This is a genomic window from Pseudomonas sp. GW822-FHT02E03 (assembly GCF_058802325.1).
In genome coordinates, this window is record NZ_JBXAOA010000011.1 from 22,563 (window position 1) to 40,485 (window position 17,923).

Genomic DNA, 17,923 nt, shown 5'->3' on the forward strand with positions numbered 1-17,923 from the left:
CGGTTCTAAATCGCCCCGCTCAAGGTACTGTTGACCATGAACTATCAGTTGAATTTTGCCGCCGTCTGGCGTGACTTCGACACCTTGCTGGCGGGGCTCGGTCTGGGCCTTGAGCTGGCACTGGTGTCGATCGCCATCGGCTGCGTGATCGGCCTGCTGATGGCGTTTGCATTGCTGTCAAAGCACCGCCCGTTGCGGGTGTTGGCGTCGGTGTATGTGACGGTGATCCGTAATACGCCGATCCTGGTGTTGATCCTGTTGATCTACTTCGCGTTGCCGAGCTTAGGGGTTCGGCTGGACAAGATCCCATCGTTCATCATCACCCTGTCGCTGTATGCCGGGGCGTACCTGACCGAAGTGTTCCGCGGCGGGTTGTTGAGCATTCCCAAGGGGCTACGTGAAGCCGGCCTGGCCATCGGGCTTGGTGAGTGGCAGGTCAAGGCGTACATCACCGTGCCGGTGATGCTGCGCAATGTGCTGCCGGCCCTGTCGAACAACTTCATTTCGTTGTTCAAGGACACCTCGCTGGCGGCGGCGATTGCCGTGCCGGAGCTGACCTATTACGCGCGCAAGATCAATGTCGAGAGCTACCGGGTGATCGAAACCTGGCTGGTGACCACAGCGCTCTATGTTGCGGCCTGTTACCTCATTGCCATGATGCTGCGTTACCTCGAGCAGCGTCTGGCGATTCGCCGATAGGAGGCCCCCATGTACGAATCCCCCAGTTGGTTGCATGAGTTATGGGTGGCGCGGGAAGTCCTTTGGCAAGGCTTTCTGACCAGTGTGCAGTGCTCGGCGCTGGCGATTTTACTGGGCACGCTGGTCGGCATCGTTGCCGGTCTGGTGCTCACCTACGGCACGTTCTGGATGCGCGCGCCGTTCCGGTTTTACGTCGACATCATTCGCGGCACGCCGGTGTTTGTATTGGTGTTGGCCTGCTTTTACATGGCGCCGGCATTGGGCTGGCAAATCAGCGCATTCGGCGCCGGTACCTTGGGGCTGACGCTGTTTTGCGGCTCCCACGTTGCCGAGATTGTGCGCGGTGCATTGCAAGCGCTGCCCAGTGGCCAGATGGAAGCGAGCAAGGCCATCGGCCTGACGTTCTACCAGGCGCTGGGCTACGTGTTGTTGCCCCAGGCGTTGCGGCAGATCTTGCCAACCTGGGTCAACTCGTCCACCGAGATCGTCAAGGCCTCGACGCTGTTGTCGGTGATCGGCGTCGCCGAATTGCTGCTCAGCACCCAACAGATCATCGCCCGGACGTTCATGACCCTGGAGTTTTACCTGTTCGCCGGATTGCTGTTTTTCATCATCAATTACGCCATCGAATTACTCGGCCGGCACATTGAAAAGCGGGTGGCCTTGCCATGACACAAGCTCAAGTTTCGACACAGAATCAAGCGCTGCTGGACATCCGCGGCTTGCACAAACAATACGGCCAGCTCGAAGTGCTCAAGGGCGTCGACCTGACGATGCAGCGCGGCAACGTGGTCACGCTGATCGGCTCCAGCGGCTCGGGCAAGACCACGTTGCTGCGCTGCGTGAACATGCTCGAAGAGTTCCAGGGCGGGCAGATTCTGCTCGATGGCGAATCCATCGGCTATCACGAGGTCAACGGCAAGCGCGTGCGTCACCCGGAAAAAGTCATCGCCCGCCATCGCGCCATGACCGGTATGGCGTTTCAGCAATTTAACCTGTTCCCGCACCTCACCGCGTTGCAGAACGTCACCCTCGGGTTGCTCAAGGTCAAAAAGCTGCACAAGGATGAAGCCGTGGCGCTGGCGGAAAAATGGCTGGAGCGGGTTGGGTTGCTGGAGCGTCGTGATCATTACCCCGGCCAGTTGTCTGGCGGCCAGCAACAGCGCGTGGCGATTGCCCGGGCGATTGCGATGAACCCGAGCCTGATGCTGTTCGATGAAGTCACCTCGGCCCTCGACCCGGAGCTGGTGGGCGAAGTGCTGAACGTGATCAAGGGCTTGGCCGAGGACGGCATGACCATGCTGCTGGTGACCCACGAAATGCGCTTTGCCTTCGAGGTGTCGGACAAGATCGTGTTCATGAATCAGGGGCGGATCGAAGAGCAGGGGCCGCCCAAGGAACTGTTCGAACGCCCACAGTCGCCGCGTCTGGCGGAATTTCTCAAGAACACCCGTTTTTAACGTTTTCAATCAGGAGAAACACTCATGAGCATTACTCGTTACGGCACCGGTAGTACGGCCGGTGGCGGCCAGCCCCGTCCTTTCGCCCGCGCCGTCGAAGCGGATGGCTGGCTGCACGTGTCCGGCCAGGTGCCGGCGCTGGATGGCGAAATCATTGTAGGCGGGATTGTCGAGCAGACTCACCAGACCATGAAAAACCTGATCGCGATTCTGGAGGAGGCCGGTTACGGGCTCGAAGACGTGGTCCGTACCGGCGTATGGCTGGAAGACCCGCGGGATTTCTGGAGTTTCAACAAGGTGTTCTCCGAGTACTTCAAAAGCGAACATGCCCCGGCCCGGGCCTGCGTGCAGGCGAACATGATGGTCGATTGCAAGGTCGAGATTGATTGCATCGCGTACAAGAAAAAGGCCTGAACCGAGGTGACTTCATCGCTAGCAGGCTAGCTCCCACAGGGAAATGCATTCCAAATGTGGGAGCTAGCCTGCTAGCGATGGCGGCCTAACGGTCGTCGCCGTACTCTAGGTAAACTCCCGGCGACTTTGAATGGGAACCACTGAAATGACCGAAGACACCATCAAGCGCCGGGCTCGCGGTCTGGACCGGGCGTTCGACATTCTCGATTTCCTCAAGGAAATCGGCCAGCCCCTGCGCCCGAATGAAATCGCCAGCGGCATCGGCAGCCCGAAATCCACGGTCTACGAACTGGTCGCCTCCTTATTGGAACGGCGCATTCTTGAACCTGTGGGCAAGGACGGTCACGTTTACCTCGGTCGTCAGCTGTACTTCCTCGGGCAGGCGCATTTGCGCCATTTCGACCTGACCCGCGAGGCTGATCTTGCCTTGCAAGAGATCGTCAGCCAGACACGTGAAACCGCGCAGATGTGCCTGCTCAACGGGCGCAAATATACCGTGGCGTTGATGAAAGAAGGCGAGCGGCATTTCCGCATTTCCTCGGACATCGGCGAGAACGCGCCAATCCCCTGGACCGCTTCCGGGCGCTTGCTGCTGGCGCACCTGAGCGATCAGCAGATTGTCGACTTGATCGACCCGGACGACTTCATCCTGCCCGACGGCGAACGTTTGCCGCTGGAGCGGTTTCTCGAGGAAATTCGCCAGGCCGGTATCGATGGGTTCTTTTCCTTCGATAGCGTCGCTGACACCTTTACCCATTGCTTCGCCGCCCCGGTCAAAGACCCGAACGGCGTGGCCATCGCGACCCTGTGCATTGTCGCCCCACGGGCCGATGCAAAGAACAATTACAACGACTATCGTCGGGTGCTGATCGACAGTGCCAACAGTCTCGCCCGGCGTATCAACGAATAACAGCGGCTGCCTGCGGCCGCGAGTGTGAGGAGATCGACCATGTATTCCGCCAAAAATACTGCCGCCGTGGAAAAGGGCTTTGCCCACACAGGCGCCAATCTTGTGCGCGACGTCAGCCTGCCAGCGCTGGTGCTGCACCGTGACGCGCTGGAGCACAACATTCGCTGGATGCAGGACTTCGTCAGCAACAGCGGCGCGGAACTGGCGCCCCACGGCAAAACCAGCATGACCCCGGCGCTGTTTCGTCGCCAACTGGACGCCGGTGCCTGGGGCATTACTCTGGCCAGTGCCACGCAAACCCGCGCGGCTTACGCCCATGGCGTGCATCGGGTGCTGATGGCCAACCAATTGGTCGGCACGCCGAACATGGCGCTGATCGCTGATCTGTTGGCAGACCCGACCTTCGATTTCTATTGCATGGTCGATCATCCGGATAACGTCGCGGACCTCGGTGCGTATTTCGCCTCGCGCGGGGTGCGCTTGAACGTGATGATCGAGTACGGCGTGGTCGGCGGGCGTTGCGGTTGCCGCACCGAAACCGAAGTGCTGGCGCTGGCCAAGGCGATTGCGGCGCAACCGGCATTGGCGCTGACCGGCATCGAGGGCTACGAAGGGGTGATTCACGGCGATCACGCGGTGAGCGGCATCCGTGCGTTCGCTGATTCTTTGGTGCGCCTGGCGGTGCAATTGCAGGACAGCGGCGCGTTCGCCATTGCCAAGCCGATCATCACGGCGTCGGGTTCGGCCTGGTACGACCTGATCGCCGAGTCTTTCGAAGCGCAGAACGCCTGCGGGCGTTTCCTCAGCGTGCTGCGTCCTGGCAGCTACGTAGCTCACGACCATGGCATCTACAAAGAAGCTCAATGCTGCGTGCTCGACCGCCGCAGCGACCTGCACGAAGGCCTGCGCCCGGCGCTGGAAGTCTGGGCGCATGTGCAGTCGTTGCCTGAACCGGGTTTTGCGGTGATCGCCCTGGGCAAACGCGACGTCGCCTATGACGCCGGCTTGCCGGTGCCGTTGCTGCGTTACAAGGCCGGTGTGGTGCCGGCAATCGGCGAGGATGTGGGTGCCTGCAAGGTGACGGCGGTGATGGACCAGCATGCGTTCATGACTGTGGCGCCGGGGGTTGAATTGCGGGTGGGCGATATCATTTCGTTCGGTACTTCGCACCCGTGCCTGACGTTCGACAAGTGGCGCATCGGGTGTCTGGTGGATGAGCAGTTGAATGTCATCGAAACCATGGAAACCTGTTTTTAAGGTTTGAGACCGCGTCGCGACCTTCGCGAGCAAGCCCGCTCCCACATCGGATCTTCAGTGTTCACAAGACCCCTGTGGGAGCGGGCTTGCTCGCGAAGACGTCCACCCAGACACCACCGAAACACCAGAGACACCACATCAATGAACAGCATCAGCCCCCTCGGTCCCAACACCCCGCGCATCGCCCTGATCGGCGAATGCATGATCGAATTGCAGCAGCGCGCCGATGGCACGCTGCAGCAAAGCTTCGGCGGCGATACCCTGAACACCGCGGTCTACCTGGCCCGTGAGCTGGGCGATGGCGGCACGGTGGATTACGTCACCGCCTTGGGCGATGACAGTTTCAGCGATGCGATGTGCCAGAGCTGGGCCAGTGAAAATATCGGGCTGGACATGGTCCAGCGTTTGCCCGGTCGCCTGCCTGGCCTGTATTGCATCCAGACCGATGCGGCCGGCGAGCGACGTTTTTTCTACTGGCGCAACGAAGCGGCAGTGCGCGATTGCTTCACCACCCCGGCGGCCGCGCCGATCCTGGCGGCGCTGCCGGATTACGACGTGTTGTATTTCAGCGGCATCACCCTGGCGGTGCTCGGTGTGCAAGGGCGGGAAAAACTTCTGGAAACCCTGATCGAAGCCCGGCAACGGGATGCGCGAATTGTGTTCGACAACAATTATCGACCACGCTTGTGGGCTTCGATTGAAGAGGCACAGGCGGCTTATCGCAATGTTCTGCCGTATATCGACCTGGCGTTGCTGACGGTTGACGACGAGCAGGCGCTGTTCCATTTTTCCGATTGCGCGGCGGTGTTTGCCGCTTACGAGCAAATGGGCACGCCGGAAGTGGTGCTCAAGCGCGGGGCCGAGGCGTGTCTGATTCACTGCGATGGAGAGTCGTTCGAAGTGCCGGCGCAGGTGGTCGAACGGGTGGTGGACACCACGGCGGCGGGGGATTCGTTCAGTGCGGCTTACTTGGCGTGTCGGCTCAAGGGTGGCAGCCCGGTCGAGGCTGCCGAGGCCGGGCATCGGTTGGCGAGTCGAGTGATTCAGGTGCCTGGGGCACTGATCCCGAGATAAGCGGTGGATGGCCGCTTGCTGCGCAACCGGATCGCGGGCAAGCCCGCTCCCACAGGTTTTTTTGGTGTGGCTGTAATCTGTGGCAATTCACAATCCCTGTGGGAGCGGGCTTGCCCGCGATGAGGCCCTAAAGGCAAGCCCATCAATCCCGGTAAAACACCTGCACCAGGTGATAGCCGAACTTGCTCTTGATCGGCCCATGCACCACCCGCAATGGTTTTTTGAAGATCACCGCATCGATCACGCCGACCATCTGCCCGGGCCGTACTTCGCCCAGGTCGCCGCCGCGTTTGCCGGACGGGCAGGTGGAGTATTTTTTGGCCAGCACATCGAAGGCTTCGCCCTTGGCGATGCGTTGTTTGAGCTGCTCGGCTTCTTCCGAGGTTTTCACCAGGATATGGCGGGCTTGGGCTTTCATTGGCAGTACCTTGCAACGGTGGTGGCTATGTTGGTGCCAGCGTGGGGCGCGCGATTATGCCTTAACTCAGTCCGCTTGGCCGATCATCGTGCGAATCTTGTTGGCCAACAGATCAATGGAAAAAGGTTTGGCCACCATGTCCATGCCTTCCTCCAGGAACCCTTGGCGTTCGGCGGCTTTCTCCGCATAACCGGTCATGAACAGCACCTTCAGATCCGGGCGATGCTGACGCGCGATTTCCGCCAGTTGCCGACCATTCATGCCCGGCAGCCCGACATCGGTCACCAGCAGATCGACCCGCAGATCGGATTCCAGCAAGGGCAGGGCGGCCTTCGCGTCTTCGGCTTCATGGGCGTGATAACCCAGTTCATTGAGCAGATCGAGCACCAGCATGCGCACCGCCGGATCGTCTTCCACCAACACCACCGTTTCACCGGCCACCGCTGCCGGTGTTTCGCCGGTGAGCGGTTCCAGAGTGTGCTCCGGCACCGCGACGTGCAGCCGTGGCAAATACAGGCGAACGCAGGTGCCCTGGCCCGGCAGGCTATGAAGGCTGACGTGCCCGCCTGACTGCTGGGCGAAACCATAGATCATCGACAGTCCAAGGCCGGTGCCCTGACCGATGGGTTTAGTGGTGAAAAACGGGTCGAAGGCCTTGGCCAACACTGACGGCGTCATGCCGGCGCCGTTGTCGCTGACGGCAATCATCAGGTAATCCCCGGCCGTGACCGGTTCCAAGGGGGTGATGTCGCTACCGTCAAGATGAACGTTGGCGGTTTCGATCAGCAGCTCGCCACCTTCGGGCATCGCATCCCGGGCATTGATCACGAGGTTGAGCAGGGCGTTTTCCAATTGGCTGACGTCAGTACTGACCGGCCAGACTTCATCGGCCAGTTGCATTTTGAGCTCGATATGGTCGCCCTTGGTCCGGCGGAACAAATCTTCCAGGGAGTGCACCAACTGGTTGGCATTCAGCGGCTTGCGATCCAGCGACTGACGCCGGGAGAACGCCAGCAGGCGATGGGTCAGGGCAGCGGCGCGGTGAGCCGAGGACACCGCGGCTTCGGTGAAGCGCCCGATCTCGGCGGCACGCCCGTCGGCGATGTAGCGCTGCATCAAATCGAGGCTGCCGATGATCCCGGTGAGCATGTTGTTGAAGTCATGGGCGATGCCGCCGGTGAGCTGTCCCACCGCTTCCATTTTCTGCGCATGCCGCAAGGCGTCTTCGGCGCGCTCGCGCTCGAACATCTCGTTCTGCAGCCGCTGGTTGGCTTCGGCCAGTTGTTGAGTGCGGGCGCTGACGCGTTCTTCAAGGGTTTCGTTGAGATTGCGCAGGGCTTCTTCGGTCTGTTTGCGCTCGGTTTCGTCGATCACGAAGATGTAGAAACCGTTTACCGCGCCGTCCGCGCCATGACGCGGCAGGTAGTTCATCAGGGCCTGGCGGGTGCTGCCATCGCGGTGCGCGGCGCTGATGCTGAAACTGCAGGCCTTGCCTTTCAGCGCTTCGGCAATGTATTCGGCGCGCAGGGCATAGGCTTCATCGCCCAGCACTTCACGGACGGTGCGGCCGTAAAGCTCCTGGGGCGTCAGGCCGTACCATTCCAGGTAGGCGGCATTGTTGAGGCGAAAACGCTCCTCGCTGTCGACGTAACTGATCAGGATCGGCATGGCGTTGATGATCAGTTGCAGCTCGGTCTGGCTCTGGCGCAAGGCCTGTTCGATGTGTTTGCGTTCGGTCAGGTCGAGTGCGGCGCCAAGGAAACGAATCGGCCGACCGTGATGATCCTTGTAGCAGCGGCCTCGGGCAAACACCCAGCGCAATTGGCCGTCGGGCTGCAGCAAGCGATATTCCTCGGCGTACTCGCTGCCATGGGTGATGCAGTGCTTGATGCTGCGGGCAATCATCGCCCGGTCTTCCGGGTGTACGCCGTGGAGGTATTCGCTGATGGGCAACTGGCTGGCCATGGCCGGATCGACGCCATGCAATTGCGCGAAGTGGGCATCGGCGATGAAACGGTCTTCGCCGATGTCCCAGTCCCAGGTGCCGACGGCATCGGTGGCGGCCAGCGCCAGTTGCAGGCGCTGTTCGGTTTCGTGCTGGGCCTTGAGGCTGGCGGCGGAGCGTTGTTCTAGTTCCAGGGCGATGCGGCGGCGTTCGTTGGTTTCGATGGCCGTGACCAGAATCCCGGCGACCTCGGCGCTTTCATTGCGAATGGGACTGTAGGTCAAATCCAGCCAGAAGTCGGAATCTCGTCCGTCGCGCTGCAAGGTAAAGCGCTGTTCGCTGTAGGTCCGCACTTGGCCCTGTAGGACGGCGCTGTAAATCGGGTCAGTGAAGTCTTTCAGTTCTGGCCAGATCAGGTGCGTCGGTTGTCCGAAAGCATGAGGGTGTTTGCTGCCGGCGAGGAAGGCGAAGCCGTCGTTGTAGATCTGGGTGAGCTGTGGGCCCCACAGCAACAGCATCGGCATCGGCGAGTGAATCACAATGTCCACGGCGGTGCGCAGGCTCTGCGGCCAGTGATCAGCAGCGCCCAGCGGGTTGTTTGTCCAGTCCAGTCGGGCAATCAAGGCCTGGGCGTCGCTGGCGGTCGGTGGTGCGTTCATCACAATGTCCTGCGCGTCAGTCGGTGTGGCGGCGTCTACTATCCTTGCATGGCGGTAGACGCTGGATGATCCGTTTTGGGTCATTTTTTCAATTGAATGCTTCGCGGGTGTTTTTTGCCATGGAAATCGATGCACTGTTGCAAATTCTGGCCAGCCGCAATGGCTCCGATCTTTACTTGTCCACGGGCGCGCCACCCAGCGCGCGATTCGACGGTGTGCTCAAACCCCTGGCCGAGCAACCGTTCAAGCCCGGAGAAATCGCAGCCATTGCCGCGTCCATCATGGACGCCGAACAGCGCCTGGAGTTCGATCGCGAACTGGAAATGAACCTGGCGCTTTCCCTGGCCGGGGTCGGGCGCTTTCGGCTCAATATCTTCAAGCAGCGCAATGATGTGTCGATCGTGGCGCGCAACATCAAACTCGACATTCCACGCTTCGAAGACCTCAAGCTGCCACCGGTGCTGCTTGAAACCATCATGCTCAAACAGGGGCTGATATTGTTCGTCGGTTCGACCGGTTCGGGCAAGTCGACCTCGCTGGCGGCGCTGATCGATTACCGCAACCGCCACAGCAGCGGGCATATCATCACCATCGAAGACCCGGTCGAGTTTATCCATCGGCACAAGAAGTCGATCATCAACCAGCGTGAGGTCGGCGTCGATACCCGCAGTTTTCATGCAGCGTTGAAAAATACCCTGCGCCAGGCGCCGGACGTGGTGCTGATCGGCGAGATCCGCGACCGCGAGACTATGGAACACGCGCTGGCGTTTGCCGATACCGGTCATCTGGTCATTTCCACTTTGCATGCGCACAACGCCAATCAGGCACTGGACCGCGTGATTAACTTCTTTCCCGAAGAACGCCGGGCGCAACTGCTCCATGACCTGGGCAATAACCTCAAGGCCTTTGTTTCCCAGCGTTTGGTGCGTACCCGGGATGGGCAGCGCCGGGCGGCGGTGGAAGTGATGCTGGGAACGCCAACCATCGGCGACCTGATCCGGCGCAATGAGCTTGGCGAGCTCAAGGGGATTATGGAAAAGTCGTCAGAAGCGGGAATGCAGACCTTTGATGGTGCGCTGTTCGGGCTGTTTGCCGAGGGCGCGATTGATGAGGCAGAGGCGTTGAAACATGCGGACTCGGTGAACAACTTGCGTCTGCGTCTGAAAATGCACGCCGAGGCCACGCCTGGGCCCCATACACCGTCGGGTGAGTGGGGATTGGTGGACTAGGGCAACGACGATCAAAATGTGGGAGCGGGCTTGCTCGCGAAAGCGGTCTATCAGCCAACATCAATGTTGAATGTGAAATCGTCTTCGCGAGCAAGCCCGCTCCCACAGTGGATCTTCGTTTCAGTCATTCAATTCAGGGCGGTCGCGAAACTGCTCCAATGCCTCGGGATTGGCCAGTGCATCGGTGTTTTTCACCTTCTGGCCATGCACCACATTCCTTACCGCCAGCTCGACCACCTTGCCGCTGATGGTTCGCGGTATATCCGTCACCGCGACAATCTTCGCCGGCACATGCCGCGGCGTGGTGTTGGCGCGTATCACCTGGCGAATCTGTTGTTGCAGTGCTTCGTCCAGCTCGACACCATCACGCAACTTCACGAACAGCACCACCCGCACGTCATCCTGCCATTGCTGGCCGATGGCAACGCTGTCCAGCACCTGCGGGATTTTCTCCACCTGACGATAGATTTCCGCCGTGCCGATGCGCACGCCGCCGGGGTTGAGCACGGCATCGGAACGCCCGTGGATCAACAGGCCTCCGTGGGGCAGTTGTTCGGCGTAATCGCCCTGGGCCCAGACACCGGGGAACAGGCTGAAATAGGACTTTCGTAGTTTCTCCCCATCAGGGTCATGCCACAAACCGATGGGCATGGCCGGAAAATGCCGGGTGCACACCAGTTCGCCTTTTTCCCCGATCACAGGCGTACCGGCGTCGTTCCATACTTCGACCGCCATGCCCAGGCCCTTGCACTGCATTTCGCCACGACGCACCGGCAGGACCGGGTTGCCGATCACGAAGCACGAAACGATGTCGGTGCCGCCGGACATCGAGGACAGGCACAGGTCAGACTTGAACGCGCGGTAGACGTAATCGAAGCTTTGCGGCGACAGCGCAGAACCGGTGGACAGCACGGTTTTCAGGCTGCTCAGGTCATGACTGTCGCAGGGCTTCAGGCCATTGCTTTCCAGCGCGGTGAGGAACTTGGGGCTGGTGCCGAAGACGTTGATGCGTTCGTCGTCGATCAGGTCGATCAAACGCTCCGGGCCTGGATGAAATGGCGAGCCGTCGTACAGCACCACGGCGCTGTCGACGGCCAGGGCCGAAACCAGCCAGTTCCACATCATCCAGCCGCAGGTGGTGTAGTAGAACAAACGGTCGCCGGGGCCGAGATCGGTGTGCAGGCCATGTTCCTTGACGTGTTGCAACAGCACGCCGCCGGTGCTGTGCACAATGCACTTCGGCACGCCGGTGGTGCCGCTGGAGTAAAGGATGTACAGCGGATGGGCGAAGGGCACGGGAATGAATTGCGGCTCGCCGCCCGGGTCGTAGAAATCGTCCCATAGCGTCACGTTGGCCTGGCTGCGGAAGTCCTCTATACGCGCTTGGGGTCGTGCATAAGGCACAACGATCAACTGCTGCAAGGACGGCAGTTGCCCGAGGATTTCGTTGACCTTGGCGGTCTGGTCGATCTCTTTGCCGGCGTAACGGTAACCGGCGCAGGTGATCAGCACTTTCGGCTCGATCTGGCCGAAGCGGTCGATCACCCCATGAGTACCGAAATCTGGCGAGGAACAAGACCAGATCGCGCCCAGACTGGTGGTGGCGAGCATGGCCACCAGTGTTTGCCAGGTGTTTGGCATGCACGCGGCCACGCGGTCGCCGAGGCCGACGCCGGCGGCTTTCAGGCCGTTCTGAAAACCGGCGACATGGCTCGCCAGTTCGGCCCAGGTCAGTTGTTCCCGTTGGCCGTTTTCGCCGATGGCTACTACCGCCACGGCGTCGTCGCGACGGCGCAGCAAGTGCTCGGCGAAGTTCAGCGTGGCGCCGGGGAACCACTGGGCGCTGGGCATTTGCGCGCCCTCTATCAGCACCGCGTCTGGTTGATCGTGAAAACGAATGTCGAAGAAATCGACGATGGCCTGCCAGAAAGCTTCGCGCTGATCGATGCTCCACTGGTGCAGGGCAGGGTAGTCGGCGATCTTGAGGTTGTGTCGCTGATTGATCGAGCGCCGAAAGGCCTCCATGCGGGACTTACCGATGCGCTCGGTGCCGGGTTGCCAGAGGATGTCGGACATGGCTTGGCCTCTCTCGTTCCCACGCTCTGCGTGGGAATGCCTCAATGGACGCTCCGCGTCCGCTTTGGGACGCAGAGCGTCCCGGGCTGCATTCCCACGCAGAGCGTGGGAACGATTAGTGTCAGGGGGCTAGCGGCGGGTTACTGCGCCAACCACCCACCATCAATATTCCACGCAGCGCCACGCACCTGGCTACCGGCTTCGCTGCATAAAAATAGCACCAACTCACCCAGCTGCGGCGGCGTCACGAATTCCAGCGACGGCTGCTTCTCGGCCAGCAAATCATGTTGCGCCTGCTGCGGGTCGATCCCGGTCGCGGCGCGATCATCAATCTGCTTTTGCACCAGCGGCGTCAGCACCCAACCCGGGCAAATGGCATTGCAGGTGACGTTCGTCGTGGCGGTTTCCAGACCGACCACCTTGGTCAGGCCGATCACACCATGCTTGGCCGCAACGTACGCGGCCTTGCCCACCGAACCGACCTGGCCATGCACTGACGCGATGTTGATGATCCGACCCCAGCCCTTGGTGCGCATCCCCGGCAAGCTCAAACGGGTACTGTGAAACACCGACGACAGGTTGATCGCAATGATCGAGTCCCAGCGCTCCACCGGAAAATCTTCCACCGCTGCCACATGCTGGATGCCCGCGTTGTTGACCAGGATATCCACGCCGCCGAACTCACGCTCGGCGTACTCGATCATGTCGGCGATCTGCGCCGGGTCGCTGACGTCGGCGGGGTGATGGCCGACCTTGCCGCCGAATTGTTCGACTTCGGCAATCACCCTGGACGCATCGCCGAAACCGTTGAGGATCAGGTTGGCGCCGGCCTTGGCCAGGCTCAGGGCGATTCCCAGGCCGATGCCGCTGGTGGAACCGGTGACCAGTGCGGTCTTGCCCAAAAGAGTCGTCATGAATACCTCACACAATGCCAGTGGCGTAGAAAGTACCGATCACCACAAAAACAGCGAGTGTCTTGATCAGCGTAATACAGAAAATGTCTTTGTAGGCTTCGCGGTGGGTCAAACCGGTGACCGCCAGCAACGTAATCACCGCGCCGTTGTGCGGCAGGGTGTCCATGCCGCCACTGGCCATCGCGGCGACCCGGTGCAGCACTTCCAGCGGGATATTGGCGGCATGGGCAGCGCTGATGAACGTCTCGGACATCGCCGCCAGGGCAATGCTCATGCCGCCCGACGCCGAACCGGTGATGCCAGCCAGCAGGGTCACGGTAATTGCTTCGTTGACCAGCGGATTGGGAATGCTTTTGAGCCAGCCGGATAGCACCAGAAAACCCGGTAGCGACGCAATCACTGCACCGAAACCATATTCCGACGCGGTGTTCATCGCCGCCAGCAACGCGCCGCTGACCGCACTTTTACTGCCTTCGGCCAACTTGCCGCGAATCGTCTGAAAGGCGAACACCAGTACCATGACGATACCCACCAGCAAGGCTGCCTGGACCGCCCAGATCGCCGTCAGTTTGGCGATGTCGGTGGTCACCGGTGCTGCCATGCCTGGCAACGAGAGGCTGTGAGTCTTGCCGTACCACAGCGGAATCCAGCGGGTGAACAGCAGGTTCATCAGGCCCACCATCAACAGCGGCGAGAGCGCGATCCACGGGTTGGGCAGCTTGATGTCCGGCGCGGTTTCCGGCTCGTTGCGCAGCGCTGAACCATACCCTTCACCGCTGCGCTGGGCCTTGTTGCGCTGGCTCTGCAGGAACAGCATGCCGGCGCAGAACACGAAAATCGTGCCGATCACACCCAGCCACGGCGCGGCCCAGGCGGTGGTGTTGAAGAAGGTGCTGGGGATGATGTTCTGGATCTGCGGCGTGCCGGGCAGGGCGTCCATGGTGAACGAGAATGCGCCTAGGGCGATGGTCGCCGGAATCAGGCGCTTGGGGATATTGCTCTGGCGGAACATTTCGGCGGCAAACGGGTAGACCGCAAACACCACCACAAACAGCGACACGCCGCCGTAAGTGAGCAGGGCGCAGACCAGCACGATCACCAGCATCGCCTGGCGAGTGCCGAGCAAGCGAATGGCTGCTGCGACGATGGAACGGGAGAAGCCCGACAACTCGATCAGCTTGCCGAACACGGCACCGAGCAGGAACACCGGGAAATACAGTTTGACGAAGCCGACCATTTTTTCCATGAACACCCCGGTGAAGACGGGGGCAACGGCGGAAGGGTCGGTGAGCAGGACGGCGCCGAGGGCGGCGATCGGGGCAAAGAGGATAACGCTGTAGCCACGGTAAGCAGCCACCATCAGCAGCGTGAGGGCTGCCAAGGCAATGATCACACTCATGGTGTGTCTCCTTCGATTGTTATTTTTGTAGGGTGAAGCTTTGTGGGAAGGGCTATAGCGAGTTTCGTGCCATGCAAGTAAGTAATTGAAATAAAAGAATATTTTTTATTTTGTGCGTTTAGTTTTAATGATTCGTCTCTATTTAGAGACTTGCGTTGGCAGGTCTGGCCCTTTCGCGAGCAAGCCCGCTCCCACAGTTTGACCGAGTCGCTCGGAAAAATGCGGTCGAATGTGGGAGCGGGCTTGCTCGCGAAGAGCGCGCAGCGCTCAGGATGCCATGTCTACCAAATGAGATATGTGTCTCCTTATGGGGACTCTGCAATCCCCAACGCCACCATCTTCTTGTACAACGTCGACCGCCCCAGCCCCAAACGCGCCGCCGCTTCAATAACCTTCCCACCGCATTGCGCGAGGGCGGTTTCAATCAACTGCCGATCAAACCGTTCGCGAGCTTCACTGAAAGTCTCATGGGCAACCGGCTCGATGGCCAAGGGCGCCACACGTTGCACCGGGATAAAACTGCCAATCGCCGCGCGGATATCCCCCACGTTCAGCATCAAATCATCACTAAGCAACGCCGCTCGCTCCAGAACATTGCGCAGTTCGCGGATGTTCCCCGGCCAGGCGTGTTGACTCAACAAATCCAGGGCTTCGGGGTTCAGTTCGTGCTGACTGCGCAGCTCTTCGAGAATCGCTTCGCTGAGGGCCGGCAGGTCGTCGAGGCGATCACGCAGGGGCGGGACCTGAATTGGCAGCACATTGAGGCGGTAATACAAATCGGCACGAAACTCGCCGCGTTTGATTGCCGCTTCCAGATCGGTGGAGGTGGCCGCGATCACCCGCACATCGCTCTGGATCACTTCGTTGGAGCCTACGGGCTCGAATTCCTTTTCCTGCAACACCCGCAGCAACTTGCTTTGCAGCGGCAGCGGCATGTCGCCGATCTCATCGAGAAACAGCGTGCCGCCCTGAGCGATTTGCAACTTGCCGGTACGGCCTTTGCGATCGGCGCCGGTGAACGCGCCGGGGGCGGTGCCAAAGAACTCGGCTTCCAGCAGCGACTCGGGGATCGCCGCGCTGTTGATGCTTACGAACGCTTTGTGGGCCCGAGGCGAGGCGCCGTGGATCGCTTGGGCCAGCAGCTCCTTGCCGGTACCGGTTTCGCCGAGCAGCAACACCGGTGATTCGGCACTGGCGCTGCGCCGGGCGCGGCGTTTGACTTCCAGGCTGGCGGTGCTGGTGCCGATGAAATGGGCGAAGTTGTACTTGGTCTGCCGTGCCCGCAGCAGCGAACGGGTGGAGGCGAGTTCTTCCTGCATGCTCAGGTAGCGCTTGAGCATCGGCGACAGGCTGCGCAACTCATCGAACAGGGCAAAGCCGATAGCGCCAATCACTGCGCCGGCATCGTCGTGAATCGGCAAACGCATCACCACCAGCGGTTCCTTGGGAGTGTCTTGCATGTCCAGCAGGATGGGGCGTCCGGTGCGCACCACCTCGCGCAACAGGCTGCCGGGGATCACGCTTTCACAGGCCCGGCCGATCGCACCGGCGGCCGATTCGAGACCGAAACGCCGGGCATAACGCTCGTTCATCCAGACGATGTTCGCGTCGCGGTCGACAATCACCGTGCCTTCGCTCGATTGCTCGATGATTTCGAACAGCGAGCGGATCGCCAGGGTACGAACGCGCTGGTAGTCCTTGAGGCTTTCGGTGGTGTTCATGGGGGCTGATCCTGATTAAGTATTGCCTGTGCTGGCCCCTTCGCGGGCAAGCCCGCTCCCACAGGATTTGGGGTTGCCGCTGAATTTGGGCGCGACATAAAACCTGTGGGAGCCGGGCTTGCCCGCGATGGCCGCGACGCGGTTCATCGGTGTACACGGGATTATGCCTACCCCGGATGCGCCGCCGCCAACAGCTCTTTGGTGTAGGGATGCTGCGGCGAGTCGAACACATCGTGGCTGGCACCGCTTTCCACCACTTTGCCGTCCTTGATCACGATCATGTCATGGGCCAGGGCGCGTATCACCGCCAGGTCGTGACTGATGAACAGGTAGGTCAGGCCGTATTTTTCCTGAAGCTGACGGAGCAGGGCGACCACTTGTTTTTGCACCGTGCGATCCAGCGCCGAGGTCGGTTCGTCGAGCAGGATCAGCGCCGGTTTCAGTACCAGTGCGCGGGCAATGGCGATGCGCTGGCGTTGGCCGCCGGAGAATTCGTGCGGGTAGCGATGACGGCTTTGCGGGTCGAGCCCAACTTCTTCCAGCACCCGGATCACTTGGGCTTCGCATTCGTCCGGGGTGGATTGGCTATGAACCTCAAGGCCTTCACTGATGATCTGCGCCACGGACATTCGCGGGCTGAGACTGCCGAAGGGGTCCTGGAACACCACCTGCATCTTCTTGCGCCACGGTCGCAGCTGCTTTTGCGTCAAGCCATCCAGGGCCTCGCCCTGAAAGCGAATGCTGCCTTCGGAATCGAGCAAGCGCAGGATCGCCTGACCAAGGGTGGACTTGCCCGAACCTGATTCACCGACGATGCCCAACGTCTTGCCGCGCTGGACGTTCAGGCTGATACCGTCCACCGCGCGCAGGTATGTTTTACGCTGGAACAGGCCGCCACCGATGGCGAAATGCACCTGCAAATTATCCACTTCCAGCACTTTTTCACGCTCGTCCCGGGGCAGGGCTTCACCTTCCGGTTCGGCGTGCAGTAATACGCAGCTATAAGGATGTTTCGGCTCGGTGAACAGTGTCTCGCAAGGCGCCTGTTCGACGATTTCCCCGGCCTTCATCACGCATACCCGCTGGGCGATACTGCGCACCAGATTGAGGTCGTGGCTGATCAACAGCAGCGACATGCCGAGCCGCTGTTGCAGGGATTTGAGCAGCAGCAGGATCTTGCGTTGCACCGTCACATCCAGTGCGGTGGTCGGCTCGTCGGCGATCAGCAATTCCGGCTCGCAGGCCAGGGCCATGGCGATCATCACCCGTTGCCGCTGGCCGCCGGAGAGTTGATGGGGATAAGCCTTGAGCCGTTCTTCGGGCTTCTGGATGCCTACCAGTTGCAGCAACTCGAGAATCCTTGCTTGCGCCGCTTTGCCGCCCAACCCTCGGTGCAGCAGCAGAGTTTCGCCGATCTGCTTTTCAACGCTGTGCAGCGGATTGAGGGAGGTCATCGGCTCCTGGAAGATCATCGCGATCCGGTTGCCGCGCAGCTCGCGCAAGGTCTTGATGTCGGTGCCGATCAACTCCTGGCCGCGATAGCGAATGCTGCCGGTGGTTTCAGTGCCGGTCTCGGGCAGCAGTTGCAGGATCGAGTGGGCGGTCACCGACTTGCCGCAGCCCGACTCGCCGACCAGCGCCAGGCATTCGCCGGGGCGGATGTCCAGGCACAGGTTGCGCACCACTGTCTGGCCGCTGAAGGCCACGTTGAGGTCACGGATTTCGATCAGGTTGTCACTCATATCAAC

15 protein-coding genes are annotated in these 17,923 nt (G+C 60.6%); 8 read left to right on the forward strand and 7 right to left on the reverse strand.

Annotated features, from left to right (window positions below; genetic code table 11):
* Positions 1 to 36: 36 nt before the first annotated feature.
* From AC1RQB_RS10890 to AC1RQB_RS10920, 7 genes are all read left to right on the forward strand, one after another.
* The gene (locus AC1RQB_RS10890) at positions 37 to 699 is read left to right on the forward strand and encodes an amino acid ABC transporter permease (RefSeq protein WP_007898260.1); all 663 of its coding nucleotides are present in this window, start codon (positions 37 to 39) and stop codon (positions 697 to 699) included.
* A 9-nt stretch (positions 700 to 708) separates the two neighbouring features.
* Positions 709 to 1,371, forward strand: a complete 663-nt coding sequence (locus AC1RQB_RS10895) for an amino acid ABC transporter permease (protein WP_063340153.1) — start codon at positions 709 to 711, stop codon at positions 1,369 to 1,371.
* Positions 1,368 to 2,159 carry an amino acid ABC transporter ATP-binding protein gene (locus AC1RQB_RS10900; protein ID WP_063340152.1) on the forward strand — a complete coding sequence of 264 codons (792 nt, stop codon included), beginning with the start codon at positions 1,368 to 1,370 and terminating at the stop codon, positions 2,157 to 2,159. The genes AC1RQB_RS10895 and AC1RQB_RS10900 overlap by 4 nt, the downstream gene beginning before the upstream one ends.
* A gap of 24 nt (positions 2,160 to 2,183) precedes the next feature.
* Positions 2,184 to 2,573, forward strand: coding sequence for a RidA family protein (locus AC1RQB_RS10905; protein ID WP_007898265.1), 390 nt, complete (start codon positions 2,184 to 2,186; stop codon positions 2,571 to 2,573).
* 145 nt (positions 2,574 to 2,718) lie between these two features.
* Entirely contained in the window at positions 2,719 to 3,483 is a 765-nt protein-coding gene (locus AC1RQB_RS10910) for an IclR family transcriptional regulator (RefSeq protein ID WP_032830034.1), read from the forward strand.
* Positions 3,484 to 3,522: 39 nt separating this feature from the next.
* Entirely contained in the window at positions 3,523 to 4,740 is a 1,218-nt protein-coding gene (locus AC1RQB_RS10915; RefSeq protein ID WP_063340151.1) for an amino acid deaminase, read from the forward strand.
* Between the two features lie 141 nt (positions 4,741 to 4,881).
* A complete protein-coding gene (locus AC1RQB_RS10920; protein ID WP_063340150.1) occupies positions 4,882 to 5,814 on the forward strand; it encodes a sugar kinase in 933 nt (310 codons plus the stop codon).
* A gap of 142 nt (positions 5,815 to 5,956) precedes the next feature.
* Here the strand turns inward: AC1RQB_RS10920 and AC1RQB_RS10925 are convergent, their stop codons facing one another.
* Both AC1RQB_RS10925 and AC1RQB_RS10930 read right to left on the reverse strand, forming a co-directional pair.
* A complete protein-coding gene (locus tag AC1RQB_RS10925) occupies positions 5,957 to 6,232 on the reverse strand; it encodes a peptidylprolyl isomerase (RefSeq protein WP_007898282.1) in 276 nt (91 codons plus the stop codon).
* Between the two features lie 66 nt (positions 6,233 to 6,298).
* Positions 6,299 to 8,836, reverse strand: coding sequence for a PAS domain-containing hybrid sensor histidine kinase/response regulator (locus tag AC1RQB_RS10930; protein ID WP_063340149.1), 2,538 nt, complete (start codon positions 8,834 to 8,836; stop codon positions 6,299 to 6,301).
* A 119-nt stretch (positions 8,837 to 8,955) separates the two neighbouring features.
* Between AC1RQB_RS10930 and AC1RQB_RS10935 the strand changes: the two genes are divergently transcribed.
* Positions 8,956 to 10,065 (forward strand): PilT/PilU family type 4a pilus ATPase, encoded by a 1,110-nt coding sequence (locus AC1RQB_RS10935; protein ID WP_063340437.1) that lies wholly within the window; start codon positions 8,956 to 8,958, stop codon positions 10,063 to 10,065.
* Positions 10,066 to 10,185: 120 nt separating this feature from the next.
* On the opposite strand, the gene AC1RQB_RS10940 is transcribed toward AC1RQB_RS10935, so the two are convergent.
* The 5 genes from AC1RQB_RS10940 to AC1RQB_RS10960 form a co-directional block, all read right to left on the reverse strand.
* Positions 10,186 to 12,141 (reverse strand): acetoacetate--CoA ligase, encoded by a 1,956-nt coding sequence (locus tag AC1RQB_RS10940; RefSeq protein ID WP_063340148.1) that lies wholly within the window; start codon positions 12,139 to 12,141, stop codon positions 10,186 to 10,188.
* Between the two features lie 140 nt (positions 12,142 to 12,281).
* Positions 12,282 to 13,055: a 3-hydroxybutyrate dehydrogenase gene (hbdH, locus tag AC1RQB_RS10945; protein WP_063340147.1), complete on the reverse strand. Its 774-nt coding sequence runs from the start codon at positions 13,053 to 13,055 to the stop codon at positions 12,282 to 12,284.
* Positions 13,056 to 13,062: 7 nt separating this feature from the next.
* Complete coding sequence (locus tag AC1RQB_RS10950; RefSeq protein WP_063340146.1) at positions 13,063 to 14,454, reverse strand: GntP family permease; 1,392 nt, start codon at positions 14,452 to 14,454, stop codon at positions 13,063 to 13,065.
* A 305-nt stretch (positions 14,455 to 14,759) separates the two neighbouring features.
* Complete coding sequence (locus tag AC1RQB_RS10955; protein WP_063340145.1) at positions 14,760 to 16,175, reverse strand: sigma-54 interaction domain-containing protein; 1,416 nt, start codon at positions 16,173 to 16,175, stop codon at positions 14,760 to 14,762.
* A gap of 167 nt (positions 16,176 to 16,342) precedes the next feature.
* Positions 16,343 to 17,917, reverse strand: coding sequence for an ABC transporter ATP-binding protein (locus AC1RQB_RS10960; RefSeq protein ID WP_063340144.1), 1,575 nt, complete (start codon positions 17,915 to 17,917; stop codon positions 16,343 to 16,345).
* Between the last annotated feature and the right edge of the window lie 6 nt (positions 17,918 to 17,923).